Origin of the sequence: Brevibacterium sp. Mu109 (genome assembly GCF_900169375.1) — a bacterium.
GTDB classification, from domain to species: domain Bacteria; phylum Actinomycetota; class Actinomycetes; order Actinomycetales; family Brevibacteriaceae; genus Brevibacterium; species Brevibacterium yomogidense_A.
In genome coordinates this window covers 17,819-34,248 of the sequence record NZ_FXZF01000019.1, presented here as the reverse complement: position 1 = coordinate 34,248, position 16,430 = coordinate 17,819, and the positions used below count along the sequence as shown (strand labels likewise).

The 16,430-nt window shown below is 66.0% G+C and carries 16 protein-coding genes; 8 read left to right on the top strand and 8 right to left on the bottom strand.

Translation table 11 applies throughout. The features are described from left to right. The 6 genes from BSP109_RS11975 to BSP109_RS11950 form a co-directional block, all read right to left on the bottom strand. A complete protein-coding gene (locus tag BSP109_RS11975) occupies positions 1-1,275 on the bottom strand; it encodes a TRAP transporter large permease (RefSeq protein WP_101600899.1) in 1,275 nt (424 codons plus the stop codon). After that, a complete protein-coding gene (locus BSP109_RS11970) occupies positions 1,272-1,907 on the bottom strand; it encodes a TRAP transporter small permease (protein WP_101600898.1) in 636 nt (211 codons plus the stop codon). The genes BSP109_RS11975 and BSP109_RS11970 overlap by 4 nt, the downstream gene beginning before the upstream one ends. Further along, positions 1,904-2,956 (bottom strand): DctP family TRAP transporter solute-binding subunit, encoded by a 1,053-nt coding sequence (locus tag BSP109_RS11965; protein WP_101600957.1) that lies wholly within the window; start codon positions 2,954-2,956, stop codon positions 1,904-1,906. Before BSP109_RS11965 ends, BSP109_RS11970 begins: the two co-directional genes overlap by 4 nt. A gap of 51 nt (positions 2,957-3,007) precedes the next feature. Further along, complete coding sequence (locus BSP109_RS11960; protein WP_101600896.1) at positions 3,008-3,940, bottom strand: 3-keto-5-aminohexanoate cleavage protein; 933 nt, start codon at positions 3,938-3,940, stop codon at positions 3,008-3,010. 102 nt (positions 3,941-4,042) lie between these two features. After that, entirely contained in the window at positions 4,043-4,804 is a 762-nt protein-coding gene (locus tag BSP109_RS11955; protein WP_101600894.1) for an SDR family oxidoreductase, read from the bottom strand. Then, positions 4,797-5,843, bottom strand: a complete 1,047-nt coding sequence (locus BSP109_RS11950) for a LacI family DNA-binding transcriptional regulator (protein ID WP_257944676.1) — start codon at positions 5,841-5,843, stop codon at positions 4,797-4,799. Before BSP109_RS11950 ends, BSP109_RS11955 begins: the two co-directional genes overlap by 8 nt. 166 nt (positions 5,844-6,009) lie before the next feature. On the opposite strand from BSP109_RS11950, the gene BSP109_RS11945 reads away from it, so the two are divergent. From BSP109_RS11945 to BSP109_RS11920, 6 genes are all read left to right on the top strand, one after another. After that, positions 6,010-6,990 carry a 3-hydroxyacyl-CoA dehydrogenase family protein gene (locus tag BSP109_RS11945; protein ID WP_101600892.1) on the top strand — a complete coding sequence of 327 codons (981 nt, stop codon included), beginning with the start codon at positions 6,010-6,012 and terminating at the stop codon, positions 6,988-6,990. Positions 6,991-7,014: 24 nt separating this feature from the next. Next, on the top strand, positions 7,015-7,806 hold the full coding sequence (locus BSP109_RS11940; protein ID WP_101600890.1) for an SDR family NAD(P)-dependent oxidoreductase: 792 nt from the start codon (positions 7,015-7,017) through the stop codon (positions 7,804-7,806). A gap of 134 nt (positions 7,807-7,940) precedes the next feature. Beyond that, a complete protein-coding gene (locus BSP109_RS11935) occupies positions 7,941-9,095 on the top strand; it encodes an MFS transporter (RefSeq protein WP_180959717.1) in 1,155 nt (384 codons plus the stop codon). 134 nt (positions 9,096-9,229) lie between these two features. Next, positions 9,230-10,519, top strand: coding sequence for a TRAP transporter substrate-binding protein DctP (gene dctP / locus BSP109_RS11930; RefSeq protein ID WP_146001146.1), 1,290 nt, complete (start codon positions 9,230-9,232; stop codon positions 10,517-10,519). An 84-nt stretch (positions 10,520-10,603) separates the two neighbouring features. After that, complete coding sequence (locus BSP109_RS11925) at positions 10,604-11,134, top strand: SRPBCC family protein (RefSeq protein ID WP_146001145.1); 531 nt, start codon at positions 10,604-10,606, stop codon at positions 11,132-11,134. A gap of 89 nt (positions 11,135-11,223) precedes the next feature. Next, positions 11,224-12,615 carry an amidase gene (locus tag BSP109_RS11920; RefSeq protein WP_101600882.1) on the top strand — a complete coding sequence of 464 codons (1,392 nt, stop codon included), beginning with the start codon at positions 11,224-11,226 and terminating at the stop codon, positions 12,613-12,615. A gap of 22 nt (positions 12,616-12,637) precedes the next feature. Here BSP109_RS11920 and BSP109_RS11915 read toward each other — a convergent pair whose 3' ends face one another. Continuing rightward, positions 12,638-13,792 carry an FAD-binding oxidoreductase gene (locus tag BSP109_RS11915; protein ID WP_101600880.1) on the bottom strand — a complete coding sequence of 385 codons (1,155 nt, stop codon included), beginning with the start codon at positions 13,790-13,792 and terminating at the stop codon, positions 12,638-12,640. Between the two features lie 103 nt (positions 13,793-13,895). Between BSP109_RS11915 and BSP109_RS11910 the strand changes: the two genes are divergently transcribed. Next, positions 13,896-14,453, top strand: coding sequence for an OsmC family protein (locus BSP109_RS11910; protein ID WP_101600954.1), 558 nt, complete (start codon positions 13,896-13,898; stop codon positions 14,451-14,453). 67 nt (positions 14,454-14,520) lie between these two features. On the opposite strand, the gene BSP109_RS11905 is transcribed toward BSP109_RS11910, so the two are convergent. Beyond that, positions 14,521-15,660: a serine hydrolase gene (locus BSP109_RS11905; protein ID WP_101600878.1), complete on the bottom strand. Its 1,140-nt coding sequence runs from the start codon at positions 15,658-15,660 to the stop codon at positions 14,521-14,523. Positions 15,661-15,881: 221 nt separating this feature from the next. Here BSP109_RS11905 and BSP109_RS11900 point away from each other — a divergent pair, with 221 nt between their 5' ends. Next, entirely contained in the window at positions 15,882-16,391 is a 510-nt protein-coding gene (locus tag BSP109_RS11900) for an SRPBCC family protein (protein WP_101600877.1), read from the top strand. Positions 16,392-16,430 lie beyond the last annotated feature (39 nt).

Here is a 16,430-nt window from a genome sequence, read left to right as displayed (position 1 = left end):
CTATCCGCCGGCGACGAGCTCCGGCAGCCACAGCGAGAGCTGCGGCAGAGCGGACACCAGCGCGATGTCGATGATGAGCACCCCGATGAACGGGACGACCGCCTTGGAGATTCTCGCCAACGACAGTTTCGACAGATCGGACGCGACGAACAGGTTGAGTCCCACCGGCGGGGTCACCAGACCCACAGACAGGTTCACGACCATGATCATGCCGAAGTGGACTGGGTCCATCCCCACACCGACCGCAAGGGGCAGCAGGATCGGCACGAAGATCAGGATCGCTGCCGCCGCCTCGATGAACATGCCTGCGATGAGCAGGATGAGGTTCGCGAGGATGAGGAACCCGATGAATCCCAGGTTGATCGACGTCATGAACTCGACGATCTGGTCGGGGAATCCCAGCACGTTGATGTAGAACGCGAAGAGCCCCGCGGCCGCGATCACGATCATGACGATCGCAGACGTGACTGCAGAATCCGCGAAGGAATCCAGCAGCTTCTTCAGCGTGAAGCGCCTGTAGACGAGACCGACCAGCAGCGCGTAGATCACGGCGACGACCGCGGCTTCGGTCGGTGTGAAGATCCCGCCGTAGATACCGCCGAGCACCAGCACGGGCATGAACATCGCGAGCAGTGAGCGGCGGAACGCCACGAGGAGTTCACGAGTCGTCACTTTCGCCACACCCTTGTACCCGCGTTTGCGCGACACGGTGTACGCCATGATCAGCAACGATGCCGTCACGACGATGCCAGGCAGAAGCCCTGCGAGGAACATGTCGCCTGCGGACTCGTTTGCCGCGACCGCGTAGAGGATGAGCGGGATGCTGGGAGGGATGATGACGCCAAGTGCTCCGGAGACCGCTTGGTTCGCGGCGGTGAAGCCCCTCTCGTACCCGTGTGCCAGCATTGCAGGGATGAGGATCGATCCGATCGCCGCGACGGTCGCCGCGCCGGATCCGGAGATCGCCGCGAAGAACATCGAGGTGAGGACTGCGGCCATCGCCAGGCCACCGGTCACGTGACCGATGAGAGCGCTGCCGAACTCGATGAGTCGTTCCGAGATTCCGCCGACCTGCATGAGGTGTCCCGCCAAGATGAAGAACGGGATGGCCATCAGTGGGAACGAGTTGAGGGCGATGAACATCTGCTGCGGGACGACTTCGAGCCCGAAAATACCGGACGTGCCGATCGCCACCGTGGTGGAGCCCGCGATCGCAACAGCGATCGGAGCACCTACGAAGAGGAGGACGACAGCAACGATGACGAGGACGATCATGACTGGTCCCCTCCATTCCGTCGCGCACTGCCTTCGTCGCCGTCCGTCGTGTCGTCATCTGTCTTGAGGGCGTCGGAGATCACAGCCGACGCCTCGTCAGGATCGACGTCCGCTTCCGCGAGGATCTCCTCCACCTCTGATTCCTGATCGATGTCCTTCGCCGTGGCGAACAGCTGATAGACGGTGTTCATGACCAGGAGGACGCCGCCCACAGGCAGTGCCGCCATGGGGATGCTCATGCTGACCTCGGTCGCCGGAGTCAGCTGATACGACACGGCATTCACGATCATGAAGCCGAACACCACTAGGACCAGATAGAAGACGATCGACACGAGACCCGCGACCGTGATCGCCGTCTTCCGTGCCCTACCGCTCAGCATGTGCTCCAAGATGTCGACCTTCATGAGTCGCCCGTTCTTGGCCGCGTACGCGGAACCCACGATGACGAGCCACACCATGAGGAAGCGCGAGACCTCCTCAGAGAAGGTGAGGGGGTCACCCACGACGAAACGTGCGACGACCTGCCATCCGATGAGGACCGTCATGAGCATGAGGATGGCTGCGAGCACCCATCGGATCGCTACGTTCATCCCGTCGACGACCCGCATGTACCGGGTCATGAAGGCGTTCATGATTCCCCTCCAACTGCGGCGGCTTCATCTGCGCCCCGGTTCGAGGGAGCCTCGTCGATGACACGGTCAATGAGATTCCGCGGAATCTCATCGCGCCATGATTCGAGCACGGGCTCCGTCGCCTCGACGAACGCGTCGCGGTCGATCTCCGTCTTCTCCATCCCTTCGGAGAGCATGAGCTCGAGCGCTTCGTCCTCCTGTACGGCGCTCGCTTCGCGCTGGATGTCCGTCGCATGGCTACCGGCCTCCAAGATCGCTTCCTGATCCGCGTCGGAGAACGTCTCGAAGTACCGTTCGGAGATCATCATCGGAGCCGGCGAGTACACGTGCTCCGTCATCGCGATGTACTTCTGCACCTCGAAGAACCGCACGTCCGCAATCGTTGCAATCGGGTTCTCCTGACTGTCGATGACCCCCTGCTGGAGTGCGGTGTAGACCTCCGGCCACGCCATGGGGATCGCGTCCGCCCCCAGAGCGCCCCATGTGTCGATCTGCGCGGCGCTCTCCTGGGTGCGGTGCTTGATGCCGTTGAGGTCTTCCGGCGTCTCGATCGGAAGCTGGGAGTTCGTCTCGTAGCGGAAGCCGTTCTCCGTCCACGACAGGATCCGCACGTTGGTCGTCTCGAGGAACTCGTCGGCGAGCTCCTGCCCGATCTCCCCGTCGAGCACCGAGTACACGTGCTCCGTGTCCTCGAAGATGTACGGCATGTCGAAGAGCATGAAGGATCGGACGAACCCACCCATCGGCCCCGTCGACGCCATGCCCATCTGGATGGAGTTGATCGACATCCCTTCGACGACTTCACGTTCGCCGCCCAAGGCGTTGTTGTAGTAGAACTTCACGCCGATGCGCCCGTCGGTGAGCTCTGAGAGCCTCTCCGCGAACGCCTTCCCACCCTCGTGGTGGTGGGAGTCGGGTCCAAGTGCCAAGCTGAAATTGATGGTGCCTTCGTAGTTCTCGTCCTTCCCGACGATCGCGTCGCACGACGACAGCATGAGGCTTGCGATCGCCGCCATGGCGATCGTTGTCAGCACTTTCAGTCTTCTCATCATGAACCTCCCTTCTTCTGGTCGGGGCCCACCGCAGCGGTGCGATGTGGCTCAGATCGAGATGTGTTCCTTGCCCTTGAGTTCGAGGATCTCCCGTGCCTCGTCCGGTGTGGCGACCTCCATGCCCAGTGCTTCGACGAGCTGCACTGCCTTGCCGACCTGCTGGGCGTTCGACTTCGCGAGCTCGCCCGCAGAGATCCAGAGTGAGTCTTCGAGGCCCACACGGATGTGTCCTCCGGAGGCCAGCGAGACCGCACCCAGCGGCAGCTGATGGCTCCCCGCGCCCAGGACCGACCAGACGTATTGTTCGCCCAGGAGTTCGTTCGCTATGCGACGCATGTTCATGAGGTTCTCCGTCGAAGCACCGGCGCCGCCCAGCAGTCCGAGCACCGTCTGCACGAAGAGCCTGCCGGTGGCGATGCCCTCGTCCACGAAGTGCTTGAGGTTGTACAGGTGCGACGTGTCATAGCACTCGAACTCGAACCGCGTGCCGTTCTCCGTGCCTCGCGTGAGGATCGTCTCGATGTCGGAGAAGGTGTTCTTGAAGATGAGGTCCCGGCTGTTCTCCAGGTGATCGCGCTCCCACTGGTGCTCGAGCTCTGTGAATCGCTTGAGCATGGGGAACAGTCCGAAGTTCATCGAGCCCATATTGAGCGAGGCGAGCTCCGGGGCGAACGTCATCGCCGGCTGCATGCGCTCCTCCACGCTCATGTGGGGCGATCCGCCGCTCGTGAGGTTGATGACGGCCTCGGACGATGCGTTGATCTTCTCGATCATCGGCGCGAAGTCCTCCGGGTCCTGCGATGGCCTCCCGTCTTCCGGCTTGCGCGCGTGGAGGTGGATGATCGCCGCACCCGCATCAGCCGCCTGGATCGAAGCATCGGAGATCTCGTCCGAGGTGGCGGGTAGGTAGGGCGACATGCTGGGAGTGTGGATCGATCCGGTCACCGCACAGGTGATGATGATCTTGCGCTTGGCTGCCATGGTGTCCTCTCTTCGTCGGCACTTTGGGGGCGCCGGCGGTCGGGTGTCGTTCGGGTTGGTCGAAAAGCCTGGTGAGTCGGGAGGCCGCTGTTGAGTGGCGGGTCAGGAGAGCTTCTGCGTATAGCCGTCGACGGCAAGCACCCGGCCGTTGATCTGACGGCCGTCGGGACCCACGAGGAAGCTCACCATTCCTGCCACGGACTCCGGTTCGATGAACTCGGCGATCGCGCTCTGCCCGCGGTAGTCGGCGGCGACGTCTTCCGCCTCGCGTCCCAGCACGGCGGCCTTCGCCTCGATGACTCCGTCGATCCGCGGTCCTCCCACAGCGCCCGGACAGATCGTGTTGGCGGTGAAGCCCTCCGGCCCCAGTTCGATCGCCAGGGTCTTGGTGAAGCCGATGACGCCTGCCTTCGACGCGGAGTACACGGCACGGCCGAACATTCCCAGGCGCCCGGCGGCTGAGGACATGTTCACGATGCGTCCCTCACCTTCGCTGCGTCGCATGAGGGGGAGGAGAGCCTTCACGTGGTAGAACTGCGCGTTGAGATTGACAGACACGGTCTGTTCCCAGGCCTCCACGACCGTGTCCTCGACACGGGCGGTCGGACCTGCGATCCCCGCGTTGTTCACGAGCACGTCCAAGCGGCCGTGCTCCTCCTCCACCGTCTGCGCAAGAGCCGCGACGCCGGCGTAATCGGAAGCGTCTGCCACGTACGCGTGCAGGCCTGCGCTCCTCGCGTCCTGGACCGCCCGCTCGCAGACATCCGTGACGATGACGGTGAGACCATCTGCTGCCAATCGGTCCGCTATAGCGCGTCCGATCCCTGCTGCACCTGCTGTGACCAGGGCTGTTCTTTCACCCATGTGTGGTGTCCTTCCGTGATGGTGTCCGTGTACATCCGCATGTGCGGCCGATGTGCATGCTGTGCGGCACGATCACCGCCCGGTGCTCCTCACGCGTGCCGCTGCGCAGCCGGGCGAAAAGCTGACGGGCGGCTACCGTCGCCATCCGCTTCCGCGGCTGCACGATCGTCGTCAGTCCGATGAGCGGTGAGATCGTGTGCTGCAGTCCATCGAATCCAGTGACGATCACGTCCTCACCGGTGATCAGCCCGGCCTCCGCGAAGACTTCCATGAGGCCCATGCTGATCTCGTCGCTGCCGCACAGGACCGCGTCGGGGCGCTCGTGGAGTCCCAGCAGGTGTTCTGCCGATCTGCGCCCGCCCTCACGCGATAAGTCCGTGGAGATCTTCCTTTCGCCTCGCACCGGAAGTCCTGCCCGTGAGAGCTCGTCGACCAGACCCTTCTCCCGCTGGGCGGACGCGGTGCTGAAACGAGGGCCGACGACGGTCGCCGGGCGCTCGGGGCAGTGCCCGATGACGTGGCTCGCCAGCTCACGAGCCGCGGCGTAGTCATCGATGCCCACGAAGTCTGCGGAGACATACTCCGAGCGTCGGGAGAGGAATGTGAAGGGAATGCGCTCCTCACGGAGTATCCGCAGTGCCGTCGCGTCCTCGCGGTGCGCGGCGAGGACGACAGCGCCGTCGATGTTCCGATTCACCAGTGTCCGCGCGGCCGCCTCGAATCGCGCCGGATCGTCATCGGTGGCGACGACGAGCACCTCGAAGCCCTCCGTCGCAGCCTCCTCGAGGATCTCGTTCGACCAATGGGTGAACATCGGGTTCGTAAGATTCGGGACCAGCAGCGCGATCACCCGCGTGAGTGCGGGCGAGCGCTTCCCGGAGGTCTTCGGCCGCACTCCGCTCTCGTTCGCCAGCTTAAGGACGCGTCTCCGCATCATGTCGGAGACTCCGGGCTTCCCGTTGAGGGCGTAGGAGACCGTAGCGGCGGACACACCCAGCTCACGAGCGATCATCGCCGCGGACGGTCGGGAGATCTGCACGGGACCAGTGTCCTGATGCGGAACGTTCGGCACGGGGCCACCTCCTCGTGTCCCTGAAACGGATGCGACGACACGAATCTAAGCCCACCGACCATCGTTAAGCGATGTTAAGTGGACTCGCTAGTGTGACTTAACAACCTGCGGAGAGCCGAAGAAGGAGTCGAGGATGACAGCTTCCATCACACGCGCAGCAGTGGTCGGCGGCGGCTATATGGGCGGCGGAATCGCAGCCACCATCGCCGGGGCCGGGATCCCCTGCACACTCATCGACGTGGACCTGACGACAGCCCGACGCCGCACCGATGAACTCATCGGCGAAACCGCGAACTGGGCCGCCGATGGACTGCTCGATCAGGCGGAGGTCGACGCGGTCGCCACGCACCTGAGCGCAGGCACTGACATCGAGGAGTCAGTTGCCGCGGTCGACCTCGTCATCGAGGCTGTGCCGGAGGTCCTCGCACTCAAGCACACCACTCTTGCTCGGATCTCTGCCGCCGCAACCCCTGAGTGCCTCATCGCATCGAACACGTCGACGCTCCCCATCGGCACCCTCGCGGAATCAGTCGAGCACCCCGAGCGCTTCCTCGGCTGCCACTGGATGAACCCATCGCGGCTGATCCCGGGAGTGGAGATCATCCCCTGGACGGGGACGGCAGAGGAGGCCGTGCACGTCGCGTCAGAGTTCCACACACAGGTGGGCAAGCGCCCCACGACGATCGGCGACGTTCCCGGCTTCATCGCGAATCGCCTGCAGCACGCCCTTTTCGCAGAGGCCCTCAAACTCGTCGACGAGGGTGTGGCAACTCCAGAGACCGTCGACGAGGTGTCCCGGAACTCCTTCGGCTACCGCCTCGCCGCCTTCGGCCCGTTCGAGGTCGCGGACATGGCGGGGCTCGACGTCTACCAGTCGTGCCTCGAGGTCGAGACCGAGCACTACGGCGATCGCTTCGCCTCCACTCCCCTGCTGGAGGACCAGGTGTCCGCGGGATCATTGGGCCTGAAGAACGGTCGAGGCATCACCCCGCTCGCCTCACACGATCCTGAGGTCGTGGGAGCGATCCGCAATCGCTACTTCCGCGGCCTCACCTCCCTGCTCGAATCAGTCGAGGGGCTCGAAGGCCTCCGCCACCCACGCCACGACCGCTGACCTTCCCAATCGCCAGGAGTCACGATGTCCACCACTGAACAGCCCGGGTACCTCTCCCCCGACGCCTTCAGCCTGAAGGGCAGGCACATCCTCGTCACGGGTGCTGGCCGGGGCCTCGGACAATCAATGGCACTCACCGCCGCCGCGTTCGGCGCGCAGGTGACCGCCGTCGCCCGGTCCGCCGATCAGTTGCAGACCACCGCCGACGCCGCCGTAGACCTGCCGGGGTCCGTCCGCAGCGTGCCCGCAGACGTCTCGGACCTCGCAGGTCTCGAGGGCCTCGCAGAGGACGCATACGCACACGCGCCGGTCTACGGCGTGATCCACGCGGCCGGCGTGCAGCGCCGCTTGGATGCCGTCGACGTCACCCCGGAGCTGTGGCGCGAGGTGCTCACCCTCAATCTGGATGCACCGTTCTTCTTGAGCCAGGCGATCGCGAAGCGTCAGATCGCCGCCGCCACCCCGGGCTCACACATCTTCATCGGCTCGCTCAACAGCAGCATCGGCCTGCCGCGCAACGTCCCGTACGTCGCGTCGAAGACCGGACTGCTCGGTGTGACGAGGGCACTGTCGACCGAGTGGTCCTCGTACAGTATCCGCGCGAACGCGATCGGTCCCGGCTACTACCGGACCGCACTTACAGAGGGCCTCCTCAGCTCACAAGCGGACCATGACCGTCTTATGGCCCGCATCCCCATGCGGCGTTTCGGCCTGCCCGAAGAGCTCGGAGGCGCCATCGCCTTCCTGCTGTCCGACGCCTCAGCGTATGTCTCAGGACAGATCCTCAACGTCGACGGCGGCTGGCTGAGCTCCTGACCGCGTCTCCCTCGGTGACACCGCCGCACACCGCGACGCGAGCCGTGATAGGAAGAAAAGTCCGGGTGTGACCTCAGAGGCGAGGTCACGGTATCCCGTGGCCCCGGCCCCTTCTACTCGCAAGTGAGCTGACCGTGGATCCCCACCACTTGACCCGGCTGCGTCTTGGCACCTTGGCCTTCGCTCTGTTCGTCGTCGGCACGAACGCCTTCGTCGTCGCCGGGGTTCTTCCTGCGATCGGCGAATCGCTCAGCGTGACGCCCACCCTCGTCAGCTATGCGATCAGCGCCTACGCGGTTCTCGTCGCGGTCCTGGCCCCCGTCTTCTCGACGCTGCTCGCCCATGTGCCGCCGGAGCGCGTCATGGCGGCAGGGATGGTCGTGTTCGCAGTGGGCACGGGCGCATCGGCCATCGCACCGAACTATCCCGTCTTCTTCTTCGCCCGCGCAGTCGCGGGCATCGGCGCAGCCGGCCTCGTCCCCCTCGCCACGGCCATCGCGCCGCGTCTGGCCGAACCGGGCAAGCAGGGACGAGCCATGGCGGTCGTCGCGCTGGGGTTCACGATGGCAGTGGCCCTGGGATCCCCCGTCGGAACCGGTCTGGCGGAGATCACGAACTGGCGAGTGTCGATCGGTGGTCTCGCGGTGCTCGGCGCCGTTCTGGGACTTGCGATCGCGCCCCTCCTGCGTGACGTGCCGCGGAATCCGAGGGTCTCCCTCGCCGAACGTCTGGGCGTACTCACCGATCCACGCGTCATCATGGGCGTCATCGCCATCATGATGATGATCATGTCGTTCAACCTCATCTACGTCTTCAGCAGTGAGGTCACGCTCAGCGTGACCGGCGGCGACGGCGCGATTCTTGCAGTCCTGCTGCTGGTGTTCGGCCTCTCCGGCGCAGTGGGAAACCAGCTCGGCGGCTGGCTGATCGACACGTGGGGCGATGTCATGACGATGCGGGTAGCGCTCGTCATCGAGATCGGCGCGTTCCTTCTCATGCTCATCACCCTCGACTCGCTGGCGGGCACGGCGATGGTCTTCGCGCTCTGGGGCGCCTCCGGGTTCTCCTCCGTCGTCGCCCTGCAGCACCGCCTCGCCTCGCTCCGGCCCATGCACTCCGGGATCATCCTGTCCTGGTATTCGACCGGCATGTACGTCGGCATCTCACTGGCGCCCGTCATCGGCGCGGCCGTGCTGCTGGGCCAGGGGCCCGCGGGCCTGGCGGTGGCCGCTGCGATCGCCGCTGCCATCGCGCTCCTCATGACGGTGCCGGTGCGCGGACGGGCGTAGGCCGGGAACACCGGCTTGACGTTCACTTAACGAACGTTCACACTCTTTTCTGGAAGTGATATCTGCAGGAACACTATTACCGTCACGACATAGATGTAGTGACGGGTTCCACGACCGACAGGATCAGAGACGCGATGAAGCCCTCACGAATCTCACCTCGCACGACTCGCACGATCGCAGCAGCCGCAGTCCTCGCGGTCACAGTGTCCGGATGCGCCGGCGGCGCAGGAGGCGGCACGAGCGGCGGCGGAGGAGGCGGCGGTACCGGCTACGAGTACGGCGCCTCACCGGAAGAGATCAAGGCCGCCTTCGCAGACGTCGATCCCCTCACGATCACGTACCAGCCCTCCGCTCAGTCCTCCGAGGGCATCGACGCGTACCGCGCGACGGCCTTCATCGAGAATCTCGAGACGCTGTCCGATGGGAAGATCACCGTCGAGACGACATACGGCCAGGGCATCGCGGGCTATGACGAGCTGCCGGACGCGCTGGTGGACGGACGCGTCGACGTCGCGTACATGCTGCCCATCTACATGCCGGACCAGTTCCCGGTCTTCCACGCGTGGGTCGGCGGAACGACACTGACGGGCACCTCTCCGCTAGTCGACGAGCTGGCGGCCAGCGCCGCGATCGGCCAGCTGACGTGGGAGGACGAGAACCTCCTGAACGAGTTCCGCGACCAGGGCATCGAGCCGCTCACGCCCTTCAACTCCGCCGGGGCCATCATGGGCTTCTGCGGTGAGGAGCACGTCGACGCAGGAGACTGGGCCGGCGGACAGGTGCGGGCCTCGTCCCAGGCGCAGAGCACTCAGCTGAACGCGCTGGACGCCTCCCCCGTGTCGCTCGAGTACACGGAGACGTTCGAGGCGCTGCAGCGCGGCACGATCGACTGCACGATGTCGGCAGCACTTGCAGCAGAGACCGCCGGGGTACTGGAGGTGGCACCGCACGTCACCTACACGACGGACGTGACGTTCGCCCGCGGCCCGGGCGGCGTCTACGCCGGCAGCGCATGGGAATCGTGGCCGCTCGCCGTCCAGCAGCTGATCTTCGACTCGATGGAGGACGAGTTCACGCAGGCGCGTCGCGGTGACCTCGATGCGAACTACGTCACCGCGGAGCAGATCCGCGAGCAGGGCGGGTCCTTCTCGGAGATGGACCCCGAGGCGCAGTCTGCGCTGCTCGACGCATCACAGGGGATCGTGCAGGACGCGGCCGCTGAGGGCCACCTGCCCGAAGGCACTGCAGACGCGATCCCCGCAGCGGTCGAGGAATGGCGCGGGACCGTCGAGGAGCTCGGCTACGAGGACCAGGGCACCTTCGCGGACTACGACGAGTGGTACCCGATGGACGACGAGGAGTACCTGGCGCCCGTGGGTTCGACCTACTTCGAAGAGGTCATGCTCCCCCACCGTCCCAGCTGATCGACCGGTGCGCGGGCACCTCGGAGGGCGAGCACCTCTGTCTGCGGGTACCTGAGCACGGGGATGCGTGGGTAGCATCGGAGCATGCACTCACTGTGGAGCCTCCAGCACCCCACAGATCCGGCGATGACGTGCAATATCCATCGCCGGGTCACGGGCGGCGACCTCACCGAGGCCGCCGCCCTGCTGGCTCAGCTTGCGAGCGGTGACGACACCCTCTGGCCCACGTGGCGGTGGCCCGCGCTGATCCTGGACAACGGCCTCGAGGTCGACAGTCTGGGCGGCCACGGATCCGTCCGCTATCGGGTGGCCGACGTGGAATCCCACCGCGTGCGGTTCGTCTTCACCAGCGCGGGCCCCTTCGAGGGCGAGCACACCTTCCTCATCGCGCAGGCGGAGCCCGGGTACGTGGAGTGGATGCACCACCTGGACATCACGTCGTCGCTGCCCCCGCGCGTGATGGACCTGGTCGTCCGTCTGCATGACGGGCTGCTGGAGGATCTCTTCGACAACGCGCAGGCGCGCATGGCCGGGCGGGATGTCCGCCCGCGCCCCTTCACTCCCGGATACTCCGTGCTCCAGCGGGCCTACCGCCTGCTCGAGCGGGAGAGGTGAGTCGGCTCCTGTGTCCGGCGTCACTGCTAGCATCGGGAGCACGCGCTGTTCTGGCAGAGGCAACCATCTGATGTCGTCGAGAGGGCACTGTGGACACTGACGTCGCATATCTGGAGATTTCCGCACTCGCAGAGCTGATCCGCTCGCGTCAGGTCACGTCGACGGAGGTGACGACGGCACTCCTGGAGCGGATCGAGACGCTCGATCCCCGCCTGCAGTCGTATGCGACCGTGACATCCGAGCGCGCTCTGTCCGACGCCGCCGCAGCAGATGCTGAGATCGCCCGCGGTCACTACCGCGGCCCCCTCCACGGCGTGCCGATCGCGCTGAAGGACCTCGTCCACACAGAGGGCATCACCACGACGGCTGGCATGACGATCCACGGTGACTTCGTGCCGGACCAGGACGGCACGATCGCGACCCGGCTGCGCGCCGCCGGTTCGGTCCTGCTGGGCAAGGTCCGCATGACAGAGGGGGCGTTCTCCGCTCACCACCCGGATCTGCCCACTCCGGTGAACCCGTGGGAAGAGGGCACCTGGTCCGGGGTGTCCTCGAGCGGGTCCGGCGTCTCCGTCGCCGCAGGTATGGCCTTCGGCGCCATCGGTTCAGACACCGGCGGTTCCATCCGGCTGCCGTCCGGCGCGAACGGCGTGACCGGAATGAAGCCCACCTGGGGACGGGTGAGCCGCGCGGGGATCTTCGACCTCGCGCCCAGCCTGGACCACCTCGGGCCCATGACGCGCAGCGCGCGGGACGCGGCCATCATGCTGTCCGCCATCGCCGGGTGGGACCCGGCGGACCCCACCACCTCGCCGCAGCCCGTCCCGGACTATGCGGATCAGCTGCGCCTCGACCGGCCACCCGTCATCGGCGTCGACCGCGAGCTGAACTCGCGGTTCGACCCGGAGACGCAGTCGATGCTCGTGTCCGTCGAGTACGTGCTGCGCGACCTGGGCTGGCGGATCGTCGACGTCGACGCCCCGGACTTCCTCACCGTCGCCGCCGACTGGTCCGCGATGTGCGGTGCGGAGACCGCTCTCGTCCACGACGCGACGTACCCGTCGCGCAAGGACGAGTACGGACCCGTCCTGGGCGGTCTCATCGAGCTGGGCCGCTCACTCAGCGCCGTGGATCTGGAGCGGATGTCGCAGCGCCGCCGGCATTTCACCGGCGCGATGAACCGCCTGATGGAGGACATCGACATCTTCCTGCTGCCGTCCATCGGGAAAGCCTCACCGACCATCGCAGAGCTGGAGGGCCTGTCCGCCGGAACGGAACTGTTCGAGCAGGTCACGGGTCCTACTGCCCCCATCGACATGTGCGGACTGCCCGCGCTCACCCTGCCGTCCGGCTTCACGGTCCGGGACACTCCGCTGGGAGTCCAGTTCGTGGGCCCCGCTTTCGCCGAGGCCGCACTCTTCGCCGCGGGAGACGCCTACCAGCGGGCCACCGACCATCACCTCCGTCGCCCACCGGTGTGAGGGTCCGGCCTCCCTGTACGGCTCACTGCCGCCCGATGAAGTAGTCGAAGTCGGCTGATTCGACTTCCCCGGAGGCGAACCGCGAGGGTCGGAAATCGGCAAGCAGCTCCGACTCTGTGCCCTCCAGCTCCTCAGCGGTGAGCCTGCCGAACAGCGGGCCCAGCGTCATGCCGGAGTGCGTGACGACCGCATACACCTTCCGCGCGTCGTCCAGGAACCCGACGATCGAGTGCCCGTCCTCGGGGAAGCTGCGGCCGGAGTAGATGACGCGCTCCATCGGCACCTTCTGCCCGAACAGCCTCTCCAGCTCCTCCTCCATCACGGCGGAGACCTCCGCGAGCATCTGCGGGTCCTCCCCCTCGTCGACCCGCTGCTCGACGCGGGCGACCTGCACCCACATCCGGCCGTCGTGACGCGGGCGGACGTTCACCCGGTCGGAGATGATGAGCCGCTGGAGCGGCACGTCGACCGGCTCGGTGAGGCCCAGCAGGCTGTGCGTGCGGGTGGACTGCTCGGCCAGGTCGGCGACGGGCACGAACATGCCCGAGGCCGCGGCCAGTTCCCGCGACCACGCACCGGTGGCGACGACCACGGAGTCGGCTACGACCTCGGCGCCGTCTGCCAGGACCACACGAGCACCGGAGTCATCGGAATCGATGCGGACGACCTCGGCGATCTGCGGCTCCACTCCGCGCTCCGCGAGCGCACGCAGCAGCTCCTGGCCCAGCACATCGTTGTCGAGCCAGGCCTCCTCCGGGTACAGCAGTGCCGACTCCAGCTCGTCCGGCCACTGCACAGCAGGCTCGATCTGCCGCAGCCGCGCCAGATCGACGGTCTCGACCGGATACCCCATGCTGTCTGCGTCAGCGACGCGCTTCGCGTACGTCTCCGGACGGGTCTCCCCGAAGTCGACCAGCAGATTGCCCGACGGGTGGAACCAGGTCCGATCCGACTGCAGGTCTGCCTGCAGGCGCTTGTGCTCCTCGAGGCCCTCGCGGTTGATGCGGTAGTAGGACTCCGGGAACTTGTTGTTCGCGTTCAGCCACGCGAACGACCGGTGACTGGCCCCGGCGAAGGGCGCCTGCTTCTCCAGCAGCACCACCTCGTGGCCGCGCAGCGACAGGGAGTGCGCGGCGGTCAGTCCCAGGATGCCCGCTCCGATGACGATAGCCTTCATGCCTGCTCACTTTCCGGAGCGCCGATGACACGAAATGACGCTCGATAACGGAAGATTACGCTGGGTTCTTGTGCCGACCGCAGGCGATCCTACCGTCGACGTCATGACGACCACAGCGATCACCCAGTCCGCCGTCCCCCAGATCACAGGCGACGAGCGCGCCGCTCGCCTCACAGAAGCCGGAAGTGCGTGGGCCGAACGCATCGATGCCGATCGGTCGAACTCGCACCTGACCTACGGAGTCGAAGGTGCCGGCGCCGGTTCCGTGGCTACGACAGTGCGCGCCGGCAAGCACTCCTTCGTCGTCGACGAGCCCGCAGCGCTGGCCGGTGATGACGCCGGGACGAGTCCGGTCGAGTACGCTCTCGGCGCGTTGGCCGGCTGCCAGGTCGTCGTCTACCGCCTGTACGCGCAGCAGCTCGGCATTCCCTTCGACGACATCGTCATCAGGGCCGAGGCCGATCTGGACGCGGCGCGACTGTTCGGCGCCGACGAGTCCGTGCGCGCCGGGTTCTCCGAGGTGCGGCTCGACATCGAACTGTCCGGACCGGAATCGAACGAGCGCTACGACGAGCTGCGCGAGGCCGTCGATGCCCATTGCCCGGTGCTCGACATCTTCCAGAATCCGACCCCGGTCAAGACCACCGTCACCCGCGCCTGATCACTGCCGGGGCGGGAATCGCCGCTCTCGGGCTTGTCCTTCAGCTGCCCTGATCGGTCGCGACCGATCAGGGCAGCACCGCGTAGATCTCGCGCAGATACTGCTCGCTCCGTGCGGAGCCCACGATCCCCGGCCCCATCTTGTTCATCATGTAGGAGATGGTCATCCGACGGTCGAGGTCCATGATGATGACGGACCCGCCCCATCCTCCCCAGTAGCAGATCCGGCCCTCCGGCAAGGATGGCATCGCCTCGGCATCGGCGAGCGCGAAGCCCATGCCGCGGCGTATCGGAACGCTGAGGACGAGGTCCGGGCCGGTGGCCTGCACCTCGAACACCTGCTCGATCGTGTCCGGTGACAGCAGGCGCACACCGTCGACTTCTCCTCCGAGGGAGATCGCAGAGAGCATGCGGGCGACCGAACGGGCGTTGCCGTGGCCGTTCGTGGCCCCCATATCGGCGTTGCGCCACGCCGCCGTGTTTGCCGCTGACGCGTGTGCCACCGGCTGAGTGAAGGTTCTGATCATCGGGTGGTCCGCAGGAATGGAGGGATCCATCTGTAGTGGGGGCGGGGGAACGACGTCGGAGATCCGACCCCAGTCCTCCTCACGGGCTCCGATCTGGAAGTCAGCGCCCAGCGGACCGGCGATCTCGTCATCGACGAACTGCTTGAACGTCAAGCCAGTGGTGCGTCGAACGACCTCACCGATGAGGTGCCCCTGGTTCTGGGCGTGGTATCCGCCTGCACTTCCCGGCTTCCACCACGGCGCCTGCGCGGCCAGCACTGCCGTCGACTTCTCCCAGTCGTACATGTCCTCGAGGGTGAAGGGCGCGTCCCAACCGGAGACGCCGGAGGTGTGGGCCAAGAGGTGTCGCACCTCGATATCCGCCTTCCCATTGGCGGAGAACTCCGGCCAGTACGCAGCCACTGGGGCATGGAGATCGATCTCCCCCTGATCCGCGAGCATGAGTGCAGCCAGATAGGTGACGGTCTTCGTCGTCGACCACACGTTCACGATGGTGTCGCTCGTCCACGGGACGGTGCGATCGGCGTCGCGGTAGCCGCCCCACAGGTCGACGACGTTCTCTCCATCCAGATTGATCACAAGAGAACCGCCGAGGTCCTCCCCCGTCTCGAGGTTCGCTTCGAACGCGGAGCGGAGTCCTTCGAACTGGTCCGTGCTCGTGCCGTGGACTGTTGACTGCATTGTGGCGCCTCCTCTGCGCGAGGCCCCGTTGCCTCACATGAACGAGAGTCTAATCGGGTGGCCGGAAACGCCGCCGCCATCAGATACCGACGAACACGATGACACTGCGGCGAGAGCTGCGAGCCATCCCGATCACAGCGAGACGACTACGGTTGGGACGGACTGTCAGCGCTGTCGGACGAAGTTCCCGAACGAGCCCGGCCTTGAGCAGAGGAGCATGGATGGGACGCGCGATGCAGGTGAGCGACCACGTGGACATCGCTCTGGACGCCGAATCGATCTGGAGGCAGGTCGCCGATCCGGCGCAGATGCCGCGGTGGAGTCCGGAGAACACCGGCGCGACAGTCCCGGAGGAGCACCGCCCGATGCGGGCTGGTGAGACCTTCGAGGGCACCAACCTCCGCGGTCGTGCCCGGTGGGTGACGGAATCCGTCGTGACCTCGTCCGTCCCCGGGCGCCGTTTCGCGTTCCACGTGCGCAGGATCGGCGTGCGGAGGCCGCAGGTGGGCGGCAGCATCGCGACCTGGGTCTACGACTTCGACGAGATCCCCGGCGGCACCCGTGTCACAGAGACGTGGATCGATGGTCGCGTCGCGTGGCCGAACTGGGTGGCAGCCCTCTTCGATCGTGTCGCCACCGGCGGGACGACCTTCGCGGACTTCCAGCGGGGGAACATCAGGCGCACGCTCAGCACGATGCAGTCGGAGCTGGAGGAGAACGGGAAGCCGTAGTCGCCACACCTCTCCCCCTCGCACAAGGTAGCTTGGTCT